The organism is Pseudomonas sp. CCNWLW23 (genome assembly GCF_037095675.1).
Classification (GTDB): domain Bacteria; phylum Pseudomonadota; class Gammaproteobacteria; order Pseudomonadales; family Pseudomonadaceae; genus Aquipseudomonas; species Aquipseudomonas atacamensis.
Genome location: NZ_JBAWKM010000001.1, coordinates 117,925 through 132,049, shown reverse-complemented (window position 1 = coordinate 132,049; position 14,125 = coordinate 117,925). Strand labels below are relative to the sequence as shown.

General features: G+C 61.7%; 15 protein-coding genes. 10 read left to right on the top strand and 5 right to left on the bottom strand.

From position 1 onward, the window contains the following. The first annotated feature begins 145 nt into the window (after nt 1–145). Both V8J63_RS00605 and V8J63_RS00600 read left to right on the top strand, forming a co-directional pair. Complete coding sequence (locus V8J63_RS00605; RefSeq protein WP_016772708.1) at nt 146–817, top strand: TetR/AcrR family transcriptional regulator; 672 nt, start codon at nt 146–148, stop codon at nt 815–817. 31 nt (nt 818–848) lie between these two features. Then, nucleotides 849–1,703 (top strand): sulfurtransferase, encoded by an 855-nt coding sequence (locus V8J63_RS00600; RefSeq protein WP_024014673.1) that lies wholly within the window; start codon nt 849–851, stop codon nt 1,701–1,703. 119 nt (nt 1,704–1,822) lie between these two features. Here the strand turns inward: V8J63_RS00600 and V8J63_RS00595 are convergent, their stop codons facing one another. From V8J63_RS00595 to V8J63_RS00580, 4 genes are all read right to left on the bottom strand, one after another. Beyond that, nucleotides 1,823–2,818: a hydrolase gene (locus V8J63_RS00595; protein ID WP_130902726.1), complete on the bottom strand. Its 996-nt coding sequence runs from the start codon at nt 2,816–2,818 to the stop codon at nt 1,823–1,825. Nucleotides 2,819–2,883: 65 nt separating this feature from the next. Further along, the gene (rsmD, locus tag V8J63_RS00590; RefSeq protein ID WP_016772711.1) at nt 2,884–3,498 is read right to left on the bottom strand and encodes a 16S rRNA (guanine(966)-N(2))-methyltransferase RsmD; all 615 of its coding nucleotides are present in this window, start codon (nt 3,496–3,498) and stop codon (nt 2,884–2,886) included. Further along, nucleotides 3,498–4,988 carry a M16 family metallopeptidase gene (locus tag V8J63_RS00585; RefSeq protein WP_336463431.1) on the bottom strand — a complete coding sequence of 497 codons (1,491 nt, stop codon included), beginning with the start codon at nt 4,986–4,988 and terminating at the stop codon, nt 3,498–3,500. The genes rsmD and V8J63_RS00585 overlap by 1 nt, the downstream gene beginning before the upstream one ends. Then, nucleotides 4,981–6,336: a M16 family metallopeptidase gene (locus tag V8J63_RS00580; protein WP_041476824.1), complete on the bottom strand. Its 1,356-nt coding sequence runs from the start codon at nt 6,334–6,336 to the stop codon at nt 4,981–4,983. Before V8J63_RS00580 ends, V8J63_RS00585 begins: the two co-directional genes overlap by 8 nt. Nucleotides 6,337–6,680: 344 nt before the next feature. Here V8J63_RS00580 and ftsY point away from each other — a divergent pair, with 344 nt between their 5' ends. From ftsY to rpoH, 4 genes are all read left to right on the top strand, one after another. Next, nucleotides 6,681–8,165, top strand: coding sequence for a signal recognition particle-docking protein FtsY (ftsY, locus tag V8J63_RS00575; protein ID WP_125925434.1), 1,485 nt, complete (start codon nt 6,681–6,683; stop codon nt 8,163–8,165). Beyond that, nucleotides 8,162–8,833, top strand: a complete 672-nt coding sequence (gene ftsE, locus V8J63_RS00570) for a cell division ATP-binding protein FtsE (RefSeq protein WP_016772715.1) — start codon at nt 8,162–8,164, stop codon at nt 8,831–8,833. The genes ftsY and ftsE overlap by 4 nt, the downstream gene beginning before the upstream one ends. Continuing rightward, nucleotides 8,830–9,855 (top strand): permease-like cell division protein FtsX, encoded by a 1,026-nt coding sequence (gene ftsX / locus V8J63_RS00565; RefSeq protein WP_122612362.1) that lies wholly within the window; start codon nt 8,830–8,832, stop codon nt 9,853–9,855. The genes ftsE and ftsX overlap by 4 nt, the downstream gene beginning before the upstream one ends. 115 nt (nt 9,856–9,970) lie before the next feature. Next, complete coding sequence (gene rpoH, locus V8J63_RS00560) at nt 9,971–10,825, top strand: RNA polymerase sigma factor RpoH (RefSeq protein WP_016772717.1); 855 nt, start codon at nt 9,971–9,973, stop codon at nt 10,823–10,825. 181 nt (nt 10,826–11,006) lie between these two features. Here rpoH and mtgA read toward each other — a convergent pair whose 3' ends face one another. Then, complete coding sequence (mtgA, locus tag V8J63_RS00555; RefSeq protein WP_095181330.1) at nt 11,007–11,729, bottom strand: monofunctional biosynthetic peptidoglycan transglycosylase; 723 nt, start codon at nt 11,727–11,729, stop codon at nt 11,007–11,009. 74 nt (nt 11,730–11,803) lie between these two features. Between mtgA and V8J63_RS00550 the strand changes: the two genes are divergently transcribed. The 4 genes from V8J63_RS00550 (at nt 11,804) to trmB (ending at nt 14,047) form a co-directional block, all read left to right on the top strand. After that, entirely contained in the window at nt 11,804–12,184 is a 381-nt protein-coding gene (locus V8J63_RS00550) for a DUF423 domain-containing protein (protein ID WP_123441739.1), read from the top strand. 71 nt (nt 12,185–12,255) lie between these two features. Next, nucleotides 12,256–12,456 carry a sulfur carrier protein ThiS gene (thiS, locus tag V8J63_RS00545; RefSeq protein WP_038861193.1) on the top strand — a complete coding sequence of 67 codons (201 nt, stop codon included), beginning with the start codon at nt 12,256–12,258 and terminating at the stop codon, nt 12,454–12,456. Nucleotides 12,457–12,517: 61 nt separating this feature from the next. Continuing rightward, the gene (locus tag V8J63_RS00540; protein ID WP_007964131.1) at nt 12,518–13,312 is read left to right on the top strand and encodes a thiazole synthase; all 795 of its coding nucleotides are present in this window, start codon (nt 12,518–12,520) and stop codon (nt 13,310–13,312) included. A gap of 9 nt (nt 13,313–13,321) precedes the next feature. Continuing rightward, nucleotides 13,322–14,047, top strand: a complete 726-nt coding sequence (gene trmB / locus V8J63_RS00535) for a tRNA (guanosine(46)-N7)-methyltransferase TrmB (protein ID WP_110603636.1) — start codon at nt 13,322–13,324, stop codon at nt 14,045–14,047. The last annotated feature ends 78 nt before the right edge of the window (nt 14,048–14,125 follow it).

Here is a 14,125-nt window from a genome sequence, read left to right as displayed (position 1 = left end):
CGGGCTCCGGATTTTATTGTAGTGGGCACTTTTTAGAGTCTAAGCTCTAGAAAGTCAAACGACTTCCGCGCACGTCAGTGTTTTATCCATTTCCGGTTAGGTCGTAAGATGCGCCGTCTACGCACTCTGAATTAAAGCTCAAGCCATGGCCCCACGAATAAAAACCAGCGAGCGCATCGTTCAGAACAGCCTGGAGCTGTTCAATCAGCAGGGCGAGCGCAGCGTCAGCACCAACCACATCGCCGCGCACATGGAGATTTCTCCGGGCAACCTGTACTACCACTTCCCCAACAAGCAGGCGATCATCGCCGTGTTGTTCAGTGAGTACGAAGCCCTGGTGGACAGCTTTCTGCGTCCGCCTCAGGGCCGCCCGGCGACCGTCGAGGACAAGCGTTTCTATCTCAAGGAACTGCTTTCGGCCATGTGGCGCTACCGCTTTCTGCACCGCGACCTCGAGCATCTGCTCGACAGCGATGCGGAACTGGCCGCGCGTTATCGGCGTTTCTCCCAGCGCTGCGTGATCCAGGGGGCCGCAATCTACGAAGGTTTTGTCGCCGCCGGCATTCTGAAAATGGATCGCGTGCAGATCGAATCGCTGACCCTCAATGCGTGGATCATCCTGACCTCGTGGGTGCGTTTTCTGTGCACCACCCGGGAAAACTCCAACCACCTCAGCGAACAGGCCGTGAAGCGTGGCGTGTATCAGGTGCTGGTGCTGGAAGCAGGGTTTGTTACCGATCAGGCGCGGGATGAAGTCAACGCATTGTTCGACGAGTTCTACGTGCCGCTGGCGCAGGCCCTTGAAGACGTGAAATAAACCGTTCAGCCGAATTCCACAGGAGCCCGTTATGTCGATTGCGCAGTTGATCAGCCCACAAGCACTGGACGCTCGCAAAGAGCAGCCGGGGCTGGTGATTCTCGATTGTCGTTTTGCCCTCGAAGATCCGGATTACGGCCAGCGCAGCTACGCCGAAGGGCACATTGCCGGGGCGAGTTTCGCCGATCTGGAACGGGATCTGAGCGGCAAAGTCGAGAAGGGCGTGACCGGGCGTCATCCGTTGCCCGAGCCGGCGGCGCTGATCGAACGCCTGCAAGCCTGGGGCATCAGCAACGACAGCGATGTGGTTCTGTATGACGACGGCCCGGGTGCATACGCGGCGCGGGCGTGGTGGTTGCTGGCATGGCTGGGCAAGCGCGACGGCGTATTCATTCTCGATGGCGGGCTCAAAGCCTGGCACGCCGCCGGCCTGCCGCTGAGCCTGGATCCGCCGAGCGTGACGCCGGGCAGCTTCAGTGGTCAGCCGGACATGAGCCTGTTGCTCAGCGCCGAACAATTGCAGCAGCGCCTCGGCCAGCCAACCCTGACCCTGCTCGACGCCCGCGCCTTGCCGCGCTTCAAGGGCGAAATGGAACCCATCGATCCGGTCGCCGGGCACATTCCCGGCGCACAGTGTGCGGCGTTCACCGACAACCTCGGCAGTGATGGACGGTTTTTGCCGGCCGAGCAGCTCAAGCAGCGCTTTGCCGCGAAACTGGGCGATCGCTCACCGTCGGAACTGGTCGCCTACTGCGGCTCCGGGGTGACGGCGTGTCACAACCTGTTTGCACTGTGCCTGGCCGGCTATCCGCTGGGTGCGCTGTATGCCGGATCGTGGAGCGAGTGGATCAACGAACCGTCGCGCGGCATTGCCACCGGCGAATAACATCGCTGATCGCATGTGGGAGCGAGCCTGCTCGCGAAGGCGTCCTGTCAGGCATTGAATTTCCAGACTGACCCACCGCCTTCGCGAGCAGGCTCACTCCTACAGGGGATATGCGGTGTTCACACACTGGTCTCGGCCAGCCATTGCGGGATACGCCGCTCCAGGTAATACCCGGGCCGGCGCACCGAGCCGTCGACGAAGCCGACATGACCGCCACGCGCCTGCAATTCGAACCGGGTGCAGGCTGACAACTCGTCGGCTTGCGGCAGGCTGTGTGGAAATACAAACGGATCGTCCGCCGCCTGAATGATCAGCGTCGGCGTGCGGATCTCGCCGAGGTAGTAGCGGCTCGAGGCGCGGCGGTAATAATCCTCGGCATCATTGAAGCCATGCAGCGGCGCGGTAACCCGGCCGTCGAAATCCCAAAACGTACGCATGTTCTCCAGCGAGCCGAGCGCGGCCAGTTTCGCCAGGCCGTCTTCGCGCCCGTCATGCTGGAACTGACGCTGCTTGTTCCTGATGTAGGCGACCATCTCTCGCATGAAGTGCGCCTGATACACCCGCGAAAACCCTTGGCCGATACGATCGGCACATTGATCGAGACGGAACGGTACCGACACCGCCACCGCGCCGAGCACGCCGCTGTCGCTGCCGGTTTCACCCAGATGCTTGAGCAGCACATTACCCCCCAGCGAATAGCCGACCGCGTACAACGGCGCCAACGGGCGTTTCGCGTGCAGGTGCTGGATGGCTTCGGCAAGGTCTTCGCTGGCGCCGGAGTGGTAGCTGCGCGGCAACAGATTCGGCTCGCCGGAACAACCGCGCCAGTTCAGCGCGACGCTGGCCCAGCCCTGCTCGGCCAAGGCCTTTTGAATGCCCGCCACGTAGGGCGAATTGGAAGAGCCGGTCAAACCGTGCAGCACCAGTACCAACGGCGCCTCGGCGCTGTGCGGGCCGTGCCAGTCGAGGTCGAGGAAGTCGCCGTCCTCGAGCCACAGGCGCTCGCGTTCTCGCTCGATGTGCACGGTCTTGCGCCACAGCGGCCCCCACAGCGTTTGCAGATGCGGATTGCCGAGGCCGAAGGCGGGGATGAAGCGTTCTGGCGAAGGGGGCACGATGATTCTCGATGGGCTTGTGGCGAGGAAGCTTGCCCCCTCGCCGCAGGTTGCTTGCGACCTTGTCAGCCGGCGATGTCCGCCGTGCGCTGCCACAGCGCGTAAAAAACCCGACCGGATTTCTGTTCACGATGCAGACGCCAGTTGCCCGGCAGGCCCAGCGTCGATGGCGCTGTTTCGCTTTCAGTGTAGATCCACGAATCGGCCGCCAGCCATTGGCGTTCTTCCAGCAAGGTACAAACCGCTGGCAGCAGGTTCTGGTTGAACGGCGGGTCGAGGAACACCAGGTCGAACGGCGTCGCGGTCTGGGTTTCCAGGTAGCGCAGCGCATCGGCGGTTTGCACCTGGCCGTTGCTGCAACGCAGGGTGCCGAGATGTTCTTTCAGGCTGGAAACCGCAACGTTGCTGGCGTCCAGCGCCTGGGCCGTGGCCGCGCCACGGGACAGGGCTTCGAGAAACAGCGCGCCGCTGCCGGCGAACGGGTCGAGCACTTTCGCCCCTTCGACATACGGCGCGAGCCAGTTGAACAGGGTTTCACGCACGCGATCCGGGGTCGGGCGCAGGCCCGGTGCGTCGGGAAAGCTCAGCTTGCGGCTGCGCCACTGGCCGCCAATGATGCGCAGCTGGTTCACGCCGTTGTGCACGTTTTGCACAGGTTTTTTCGGTGCTCGAGTCGCCATTAATGCTCCGGAACCCCGAGCGGTTGCTCGGCAGGTTTATCAGATGGGGCCGGTAACGGCTTTTGCGGCACGGTCGGGCCAGCGGTGACGATGACCATTTTCTCCGTGCTCAGGTGTTTGTTCAGGGCGTCGCGGACTTGCTCTACGGTCAGGCTCTGCGACTGACGCATGAAATCGTCGAGATAGCTCAGCGGCAGATTATAGAAGCCCATCGCGCCGAGCTGGCCAACGATGTCGGCGTTGCTCGCGGTGGACAGCGGGAAGCTGCCGGCCAGCTCGCGCTTGGCATCGTCGAGTTCTTTCTGTGTCGGCCCGGTTTTCAGGTAGTCGGCGAGCACGTCCTGCACCAGTTTCAGGGTGCCTTCGCTCATCTCGGCGCGGGTCTGCAGATTGATCATGAACGGCCCACGGGCCTGCATCGGGCTGAACGCCGAATACACGCCGTAAGTCAGGCCGCGCTTCTCGCGCACTTCGCTCATCAGACGCGTTCCGAAACCACCGCCGCCGAGGATCTGGTTGCCCAGCGACAGCGCGGCGTAATCCGGATCGTCGCGATCGATGCCCAGTTGCGCGAGCATCAGGTTGGTCTGTTTCGACGGAAACTCGATGTGGTTGACGCTGGCCTGCGGTTCCTGCGGTGCGGCGATTTTCGCCAGTGCCGGGCCTTTCGGCAGGGCAGAGGAGACCTGATTGGCGATCGCCTCGGCTTCGGCTCGCGACAGGTCGCCGACCAGTGCAATCACAGCGTTGCCGGCGGCGTAGGCCTTGGCGTGGAACTCGCGCAATTGCTCGACCGTGATCTTCGGCACGCTTTGGGCATTGCCATCGCTGGAATGCGCGTACGGGTGCTCGCCGTACAGACGCTTCATCAGCTCCAGGCTGGCGAGTTTGCCGGGGTTCTGTTTCTGGTATTCGAAACCGGCGAGCAACTGGTTCTTGATGCGCGCGAAGGAGTCGGCGGGGAAGGTCGGTTTGCCGACCACATCGGCGAACAGCTTCAACGCCGGTTCACGCTGCTCAGGTGCGCTCAGACTGCGCAGCGAAGCCAGCGCCATGTCCTTGAACGCACCGTTGCCGAAGTCGGCGCCGAGGCCTTCAAAGCCTTGAGCGATGGCGCCGACGTCTTTGCCAGCAATGCCTTCGTTGAGCATGGCGTTGGTCAGCACCGCGAGGCCGGGGACGTTGCCATCCTGGCTGCTGCCAGCGGCGAAGATCAGGCGCATGTCGAACATCGGCAACTCATGGGCTTCGACGAACAGCACTTTCGCGCCTTCAGCGGTGTTCCAGGTCTGTACGTCGAGCTTGCGGCTGGCCGGGGCCTTGCCGTCGAGTTCGGCCAGCGATTGCAGTTTCTGGCTGGACTTGGCGTTATCCAGTGCTCCGCTGGCCTTGCTGTCAGCGCTTGGCGACAAATAAACCGCTGCCGAGCCGATCACCGCGACAGCAATCAGGCCAAGCAGCATCAGGCGTGGGGTTTTGCGCTCACTCATGAGTCGTCTCCAAAGGCAGGACGTGGGCGACGCTGAGACGTTCGCGGGTGAAATACTTTTTCGCGGCGTTCTGGATGTCTTGCGGGGTCACGCTCTCCAGATCGGCCAGTTCGGTGTCCATCAGCTTCCACGACAGGCCGACCGTTTCCAGTTGACCGATCGCGGTGGCCTGGCTGGTGATCGAGTCACGCTCGTAGACCAGGCCGGCGATGACTTGAGCGCGGACGCGTTCGAGCTCTTCGGCAGACGGCGCGGTGGTTTTCAGTTGCTCAAGCAGTTTCCACAAGCCGGCTTCGGCCTGGGCGATGGTCTTTTTCTTCTGCGTATTTGGCGTGGCCGACAGGGTGAACAGGCTGTCGCCACGGGTGTAGGCGTCATAGTCCGACGAGCCGCCGGAGACCAGCTCTTCGCCGCGTTCCAGCTGCGTCGGGATGCGTCCGCTGTAGCCGCCGTCGAGCAGCGCCGAGATCAAGCGCAAGGCGTTGACCGAGCGTTTGTCTTCAGCGGTAGCAATGCTCGGCACGTTGAAGCCAAGCATCAGGCTCGGCAGTTGGGTCTGCACGCGCAGGGTGATCTGGCGTTCGCCGGGCTCGGCCAGTTCCAGCGGTTTTTTCGCCGGTGGCACGTCGCGTTTGGCGACCGGGCCGAAATAACGCTGGGCGAGGGTTTTCACTTCGTCCGGAGTGACGTCACCGACCACCACCAGCGTGGCGTTGTTCGGCGCGTACCAGGATTGGTACCAGTGGCGCAGTTCCTCGACTTTCATACGGTCGAGGTCAGCCATCCAGCCGATGGTCGGCGTGTGGTATCCGCTGGCCGGGTAGGCCATGGCCTTGTAGCGCTCGTAAGCCTTGGACATCGGCTTGTCATCGGTGCGCAGGCGGCGCTCTTCCTTGATGACTTCGATTTCCTTGGCGAACTCGTCGGCCGGCAGGCGCAGGTTGGCCATGCGGTCGGCTTCCAGCTCGAAGGCCACGCCGAGACGATCACGGGCCAGCACCTGGTAATAAGCCGTGAAGTCGTCGCTGGTAAAGGCGTTTTCTTCGGCGCCGAGGTCGCGCAGGATCAGCGAAGCTTCGCCGGGGCCGACCTTTTCGCTGCCCTTGAACATCATGTGCTCGAGCGCGTGGGACAGACCGGTCTGGCCCGGAGTCTCGTAGCTGGAGCCGACCTTGTACCAGATCTGCGAAACGACCACCGGTGCGCGATGGTCTTCGCGCACGACGACCTTGAGGCCGTTGTCGAGGGTGAATTCATGGGTCGGTTGCGGGTCGGCCGCCAGGGCCGAAAGGGGCAGGCAGACTGCGCTGAGCAGCAGGCCAGCAGCGCGGCGGGCAAGAGCATTCATTCGTTTTTCAACCTGTTGGGCTGCCCGCTTGGTCTTAGCGTCGGCGGGCGAGAGGGTGCTAGGATACTGATCCGTTTTACCGGCGACCACGTCTATCAGGCCTGAGGGTGTGATAAGGCTGATTAGGTTAGCGGCGCAATGCTGTGTTTTTCCCACTAAACTCCGCGTTTTCGCCGATCTTTGCCGGTTTAGACCAACGTTAATACGATCCTTGAGGTGCTTTCGGTGCCTCGACAAAATGTTGCGCGTGAACAAGCTGGGTGAAACACAGTCTGTTCTGCATCGAATATTTATTTGCCGGGGCGCCCTGTTGGCGCGTCGCTACCGTGAGATAGCCGTCCTCCATGTTTGGTTCCAACGACGACAAGAAGAGCCCAGCTGCGGCTGGCGAGAAGAAAAGCCTGTTCGGATGGCTGCGGAAGAAACCGCAGGAACCCGTCGTCGAACAGCCGCCCGCGATTCCTGAACCGGCCCCCGCGCCTGCACCTGTAATAGAAGAAGAGCCGGCACCGATTGTGCTGCCTATCGCCGAGCCGGTGCTGCAACCGGAGGCTGAAGCCGAGCCGGAAGCGCCCGCCGCTCCCGAACTGCCGCTGACGCCCGCCGCCGAGCCGTGGCTGACCTTGCCAGTGGCAGAAGAGCCGGTCGCGCTGGTTGAAGAAGCAGCGCCGCATGTGACGCCAGTGATTCCTGCGCCGGTTGCCGAAGTGGCTGCGCAGCCTGTGCCTGAGCCGGTTGTCGAGCCAGCGCCGATCATTTCTGAACCCGCCGCCCCGGTTGTTCCGCCGTCCGAGCCTGAGCCCGCACCGCTTGCCGCTGCGCCGGTTGTCGCTCCGGTCGTGCCGGTCGAAGCGCCTGTAGAAACGCCCGTCGAAACCCCGCGCACCGAAGAAACCAAAGCCGGTTTCTTCGCCCGCCTCAAGCAAGGCCTGTCGAAGACCAGCGCCAGCATCGGCGAGGGCATGGCCAGCCTGTTCCTCGGGCGCAAGACCATCGACGATGACCTGCTCGATGACCTCGAAACCCGTCTGCTCACCGCCGACGTCGGCGTTGAAGCCACTACGCAGATCATCCAGCGCCTGACCCAGAAGGTCGCACGTAAGGAGCTGGCCGACGCCGACGCCCTGTACAAATCTCTGCAGGCCGAATTGGCCGCGATGCTCAAACCGGTTGAACAGCCACTGAAAATCGCCTCGCAGAACAAGCCTTTCGTGATCCTGGTGGTCGGCGTCAACGGCGCCGGCAAAACCACCACCATCGGCAAACTGGCGAAGAAGCTGCAACTGGAAGGCAAGAAAGTCATGCTCGCCGCTGGTGACACCTTCCGTGCTGCGGCGGTAGAACAATTGCAGGTATGGGGCGAGCGCAACAAGATTCCGGTGATCGCCCAGCACACCGGCGCTGATTCCGCTTCGGTGATCTTCGACGCAGTGCAAGCGGCCAAGGCCCGTGGCATCGATGTGCTGATTGCTGACACCGCCGGTCGCCTGCATACCAAAGACAACCTGATGGAAGAGCTGAAAAAGGTTCGCCGGGTGATCGGCAAGCTCGACGCCGACGCGCCGCACGAAGTGCTGCTGGTGCTTGACGCCGGCACTGGCCAGAACGCCATCAACCAGGCCAAGCAGTTCAACCAGACCGTCGAACTGACCGGCCTGGCCCTGACCAAACTCGACGGCACCGCCAAGGGCGGGGTGATTTTCGCCCTGGCCAAGCAGTTCGGCCTGCCGATCCGCTACATCGGCGTCGGTGAAGGCATCGACGATTTGCGCACCTTTGAAGCCGAACCCTTTGTCCAGGCACTGTTTGCCGAGCGGGAGCGTTCATGATTCGTTTCGAACAGGTCGGTAAACGCTACCCGAACGGTCACGTCGGCTTGCATGAGCTGAGCTTTCGAGTCCGTCGTGGCGAGTTCTTGTTTGTCACCGGTCACTCCGGTGCCGGTAAATCCACGCTGTTGCGCCTGTTGCTGGCAATGGAACGGCCGACCAGCGGCAAACTGCTGCTCGCCGGGCAGGACCTGAGCACCATCAGCAACGCGCAGATTCCGTTCCTGCGCCGACAGATCGGCGTGGTGTTCCAGAATCACCAGTTGCTGTTCGATCGTACGGTGTTCAACAACGTCGCCTTGCCGCTGCAGATCCTCGGCCTGTCCAAGGTCGAGATCGCCAAGCGCGTCGATTCGGCGCTGGAACGCGTGGCACTGTCGGACAAATCCGATCTGTACCCGGGCGATCTGTCCACCGGTCAGCAACAGCGCGTCGGCATTGCCCGCGCCATCGTCCATCGCCCGGCCTTGCTGCTGGCAGACGAACCGACCGGTAACCTCGACCCGCGTCTGGCGGCGGAGATCATGGGCGTGTTCGAAGACATCAACCGTTTGGGCACCAGCGTGCTGATCGCCAGTCACGACCTGGCACTGATCGCGCGCATGCGTCATCGCATGCTGACCCTGCAACGCGGCCGCCTGATCGGCGACGGGGAGGCCGGGGTATGAGTGCGACACGCAGTCCGAAGGTTTCCGAGCGCGTGGCCCCGAAGGCCGCCGACCCGCAACCGCAGAAGAAGAAAAAACACGACGATGACGACGGCCCGGACTTCGCCACGCTGTTTCACGCCTGGATCGAAAGCCATCGCGCCAGCCTGCTCGATAGCCTGCGCCGCCTCGGCAAACAGCCGATCGGCAGCTTCTTCACCTGCATGGTGATGGCCGTGGCGTTGAGTCTGCCGATGGGGCTGTCGCTGTTGCTCAACAACGTTGAGCGTCTTGGCGGTTCCTGGCAGCGCGCGGCGCAGATTTCCCTGTACCTGCAACTCGACGCCAGCCCGGAGCAGGGTGAAGCGCTGCGTGAGCAGATCAAAGGCATGCCCGGCGTCGCTGATGCCGAATATGTCGGCCGCGATCAGGCGCTGGAAGAATTCCAGCAGCAGTCCGGCCTGGGCGAAGCCCTGCGTGAGCTGCCCGACAACCCTTTGCCGGGTGTGGTGCTGGTGACCCCGAACGAAGTCGACAAGCCGACACTCGAAGCATTAAGACAAAAACTTTCCGAGCTGCCGAAGGTACAACAGGCGCAACTTGATCTAGTCTGGGTCGAGCGTCTGGCCGCCATCCTCAAGCTTGGCGACCGCTTTGTCTTCGGTCTGACGGTATTGTTGGTGTCTGCATTACTTTTGGTGATAGGCAATACCATTCGTCTTCATATTGAAAACCGCCGCACCGAGATAGAAGTGATTAAACTCGTCGGCGGCACTGACAGTTATGTGCGCCGCCCTTTCCTGTATATGGGCGCGTTGTATGGCTTCGGTGCAGGGCTGTTGTCCTGGGGCGTATTGGCGTTCGGCCTCAATTGGCTGAACGATGCGGTGGTCGGACTGGCCGGTTTGTACGGCAGTGATTTCGCCCTGGCCGGCGTGCCAGTGGCCGACGGTCTGTCGCTCTTGCTTGGCGCGGTGCTGTTGGGTTATATCGGTGCATGGATTGCAGTCGCACGTCATCTCAGGGAGCTGGCGCCGAAGTAGAATCTTTTTTGCGCGTGATTGACCTTGCGGTTTTTATGGGAACTTGTACCTGAGTTCCCGGTCAATTTTTCGCAGTGCCGAGAGGCACGAGTATGTGAGTGGGAGGTTTTTTCGTATGACCAATTCTTTGCAACCTGCGTATGCGCTGGTTCCGGGTGCGAACCTGGAAGCCTATGTGCACACCGTCAACAGCATTCCATTGCTGACGCCGGAGCAGGAGCGTGAACTGGCCGAGAGTCTCTACTATGAGCAGGATTTGGGGGCGGCTCGGCAGATGGTGCTCGCCCACCTGCGTTTTGTCGTACACATTGCCCGTAGCTATTCCGGCTACGGTCTGGCTCAGGCTGACCTGATACAGGAAGGCAACGTCGGCCTGATGAAGGCCGTCAAGCGCTTCAACCCGGAAATGGGCGTGCGTCTGGTGTCGTTCGCCGTGCACTGGATCAAGGCGGAAATTCACGAGTTCATCCTGCGCAACTGGCGCATTGTGAAAGTCGCGACCACCAAGGCCCAGCGCAAGCTGTTCTTCAACCTGCGCAGCCAGAAGAAGCGTCTGGCGTGGCTGAACAACGAGGAAGTCCACCGTGTGGCGGAAAGCCTTGGCGTCGAACCACGTGAAGTGCGCGAGATGGAAAGCCGCCTGACCGGCCACGACATGGCCTTCGACCCGGCTGCCGAAGCCGACGACGACAGCGCTTTCCAGTCGCCGGCCAACTACCTGGAAGACCACCGGTACGACCCGGCGCGTCAACTGGAAGATGCCGACTGGAGCGACAACTCCAACACCAACCTGCACGAAGCACTGGAAGTGCTGGACGAGCGCAGCCGTGACATCCTCTACCAGCGCTGGCTGGCGGAAGAGAAAGCCACACTGCACGATCTGGCGCAGAAGTACAACGTGTCGGCCGAGCGAATCCGTCAGCTCGAAAAGAGCGCGATGAACAAGCTCAAGTTGTCGATCGCCGCGTAACCGGCGCATCAGCAATAAAAAACGCCCCGATCAGCGATGATCGGGGCGTTTTCATTTCTGGCTTTACGCAAAACCCATGTGGGAGCGAGCTTGCTCGCGAAAGCGGAGTGTCAGTCACCGCCACTGCTGAATGATCCACCGCATTCGCGAGCAAGCTCGCTCCCACATTGGAATTTCGGTGTTATTCAGCCCAAGGCGCCCGTCGCGAATCATTCAGCCCGAGCAAGTAACTGTCCCCGCCCAGCTGACTCATCTGCTGCCGAATCCACCCGGCGCGTCGCGATACATAACCGGTCGGATGACTCGCGCTCCACACCCGTGGATTGGGCAGTACGGCAGCCAGATAACTCGCCTGCTGGCGCGACAATGACTTCGCGCTCACGCCAAAGTGATGCCGCGCCGCCGCTTCAGCGCCAAACACGCCGTCATCCCACTCGACACTGTTCAGGTACACTTCAAGAATCCGCTGCTTGGGCCAGAACACCTCGATCAGCGCGGTAAACCACGCTTCCAGGCCTTTGCGTAGATAGCTGCGGCCGGACCAGAGAAAGAGATTTTTCGACACCTGCTGGCTCAAGGTGCTGGCACCGCGAATCGAACCGCCCAGTTCGTTGTGGGCCAGAGCGGCCTGAATCGCGCGCAGATCGAAGCCCCAGTGCTCGGGGAATTTCTGGTCTTCGCCAGCAATTACCGCCACTTTCAGGTCATCGGAGATCTCGTTCCACGGTTTCCAGGTGCGCTGCAGGTCAATCGGCTCGCCGTCGACCCAGGATTCGACCTTGCGCTCGACCATCAACGCCGTACCCGGCGGTGGCACGAAGCGGAACACCAGCACCAGCAAGACGCTGCCGCCGGCGAACCAGAGCAGAGCCTTCGTGAGACGACGGAAAATTGAACGCAGCATAGAGATGGCTTGGCCGAACCCGTGGAGCGGGCCATTATACAGACCCTGCCGATGGCGTCTGACTGGAGTTCCCCATGCTGCGTGGCTTTTTGATGCTGGCCGCTTTTTTCGGATTCACCGGTGTTGCGCTCGGTGCGTTTGCCGCCCACGGCCTGAAAAACCGTCTGACGCCGGAATACCTGACGATTTTCCACACGGGCGTCACCTACCAACTGGTGCACACACTCGCGCTGTTCGGCGTTGCGCTGCTGGCCACGCAGATTCAAGGGCGCCTGATTACTTGGGCCGGCCTGTCCTTCACCGTCGGCATTGTGTTGTTCTCCGGCAGCCTGTATCTGCTGACCATGACCGGCATCAGCAAACTCGGCATCATCACGCCGTTCGGAGGCCTGGCGTTTCTCATCGGTTGGGTTTGCCTCGGCCTCGCCGCCTGGCGCTTGCAGCCAACCGCTTGACGCTTGGTACTGACCTTTAGGTCATGATCGGGCTAGAATGCCAGCCCCTAAAAATGATGGCGGCGTTGTGCATGCGCATTCAGTTGAACGGCGAGTCCTTTGAATTGCCCGACGGTGAAACCGTTGCGGGCCTGATCACCCGTCTGGATCTGGCCGGACGTCGCGTGGCGGTCGAGCTCAATCTGGACATCGTCCCGCGCAGCCAGCATGCCGACACCACGTTGAACGACGGCGACAACGTCGAAGTGGTCCACGCCATCGGCGGCGGCTGATTGTCCCGGCCCGCAAGGGCACAGAATTCTGCAAGACCCTCACCCTTAAAGAGGATTCCCCATGAGCATCGTTCGTAGCGACAAGCCTTTTGTGCTGGCCGGTCGTACTTACCAGTCGCGTTTGCTGGTCGGTACCGGCAAGTACCGTGACATGGAAGAAACCCGCCAGGCCATCGAAGCCTCGGGTGCCGAGATCGTCACTTTCGCCGTGCGCCGCACCAACCTGGGCCAGATCGAAGGCGAGCCGAACCTGCTCGAAGTGCTGTCGCCGGATCGCTACACCTTCCTGCCGAACACTGCCGGTTGCTACGACGCCATCGAAGCCGTGCGCACCTGCCGCCTGGCGCGTGAACTGCTCGACGGCCACAACCTGGTGAAGCTGGAAGTGCTGGCCGACCAGAAAACCCTGTTTCCCAACGTGATCGAAACCCTCAAGGCCGCCGAAACCCTGGTCAAGGAAGGCTTCGACGTGATGGTCTACACCAGCGATGACCCGATCATCGCTCGCCAGTTGGCCGAAATCGGTTGCATCGCCGTGATGCCGCTGGCGGGTCTGATCGGCTCCGGTCTGGGCATCTGCAATCCGTACAACCTGCAGATCATCCTCGAAGAAGCCAAGATCCCGGTGCTGGTGGATGCCGGTGTCGGTACCGCTTCCGACGCGACCATCGCCATGGAACTGGGTTGCGACGCCGTACTGATGAACTCGGCCATCGCCCACGCCCAGCAACCGGTCATGATGGCGCAAGCCATGCAGCACGCCATCGTCGCTGGTCGCCTGGCGTACCTCGCCGGCCGCATGCCGAAAAAACTCTATGCCAGCGCCTCTTCGCCGCTGGATGGTCTGATCAAGTAAGAGCCATTGATGACTGAATCGAACGACACGCCTGTCCAGCCGGACGAAGGCGACGAGCGCCAACACCGCCGCATCAAGAGTTTCGTGATGCGCGCCGGGCGCATGACCGAAGGCCAGCAACGCGGCTTGGACCAGGGCGCGCCGCTGTACGTGCTGCCGCTGGCCGATGCGCCGGTCGATTACGACCAGGTGTTCGGCCGCTCAGCACCGCGCTCGCTGGAAATCGGTTTCGGCATGGGCCACTCGCTGCTGGAAATGGCCGCAGCTGCCCCAGAGCAGGATTTCATCGGTGTGGAAGTGCACCGCCCGGGTGTCGGCGCGCTGCTCAATGGCGTGCTGACCCAAGGGCTGACCAACCTGCGGGTCTACGATTGCGACGCGATCGAAGTGCTCAACCGCTGCATCGCCGACAACAGCCTCGATCGCCTGATGCTGTTTTTCCCGGATCCGTGGCACAAGAGCCGCCACCACAAGCGCCGCATCGTCCAGGCCTCGTTCGCCGAACTGGTGCGCAGCAAGCTCAAGGTCGGCGGCATTCTGCACATGGCCACCGACTGGGAACCGTACGCCGAGTACATGCTGGAAGTGATGAACGTCGCCCCGGGCTACCGCAACCTCGCCGAAGACGGCAGATGCGTCCCGCGCCCGGCCGAACGCCCGATCACCAAGTTCGAACGCCGCGGCGAACGTCTTGGCCATGGCGTGTGGGATCTGAAGTTCGAAAAGATCGCTTAAGCATCACGCAATAAAAACTGTGGGAGCGAGCCTGCTCGCGAAAGCGGTCTGACAATCAACGATGATGTTGGATGTTAA

Coding starts and splice junctions, on each gene's coding strand:
- V8J63_RS00605 (WP_016772708.1), top strand. CDS start 146: ATGGCCCCACGAATAAAAACCAGCGAGCGCATCGTTCAGAACAGCCTG.
- V8J63_RS00600 (WP_024014673.1), top strand. CDS start 849: ATGTCGATTGCGCAGTTGATCAGCCCACAAGCACTGGACGCTCGCAAA.
- rsmD (WP_016772711.1), bottom strand. CDS start 3,498: ATGGCGACTCGAGCACCGAAAAAACCTGTGCAAAACGTGCACAACGGC.
- V8J63_RS00585 (WP_336463431.1), bottom strand. CDS start 4,988: ATGAGTGAGCGCAAAACCCCACGCCTGATGCTGCTTGGCCTGATTGCT.
- V8J63_RS00580 (WP_041476824.1), bottom strand. CDS start 6,336: ATGAATGCTCTTGCCCGCCGCGCTGCTGGCCTGCTGCTCAGCGCAGTC.
- ftsY (WP_125925434.1), top strand. CDS start 6,681: ATGTTTGGTTCCAACGACGACAAGAAGAGCCCAGCTGCGGCTGGCGAG.
- ftsE (WP_016772715.1), top strand. CDS start 8,162: ATGATTCGTTTCGAACAGGTCGGTAAACGCTACCCGAACGGTCACGTC.
- ftsX (WP_122612362.1), top strand. CDS start 8,830: ATGAGTGCGACACGCAGTCCGAAGGTTTCCGAGCGCGTGGCCCCGAAG.
- rpoH (WP_016772717.1), top strand. CDS start 9,971: ATGACCAATTCTTTGCAACCTGCGTATGCGCTGGTTCCGGGTGCGAAC.
- mtgA (WP_095181330.1), bottom strand. CDS start 11,729: ATGCTGCGTTCAATTTTCCGTCGTCTCACGAAGGCTCTGCTCTGGTTC.
- V8J63_RS00550 (WP_123441739.1), top strand. CDS start 11,804: ATGCTGCGTGGCTTTTTGATGCTGGCCGCTTTTTTCGGATTCACCGGT.
- thiS (WP_038861193.1), top strand. CDS start 12,256: ATGCGCATTCAGTTGAACGGCGAGTCCTTTGAATTGCCCGACGGTGAA.
- V8J63_RS00540 (WP_007964131.1), top strand. CDS start 12,518: ATGAGCATCGTTCGTAGCGACAAGCCTTTTGTGCTGGCCGGTCGTACT.
- trmB (WP_110603636.1), top strand. CDS start 13,322: ATGACTGAATCGAACGACACGCCTGTCCAGCCGGACGAAGGCGACGAG.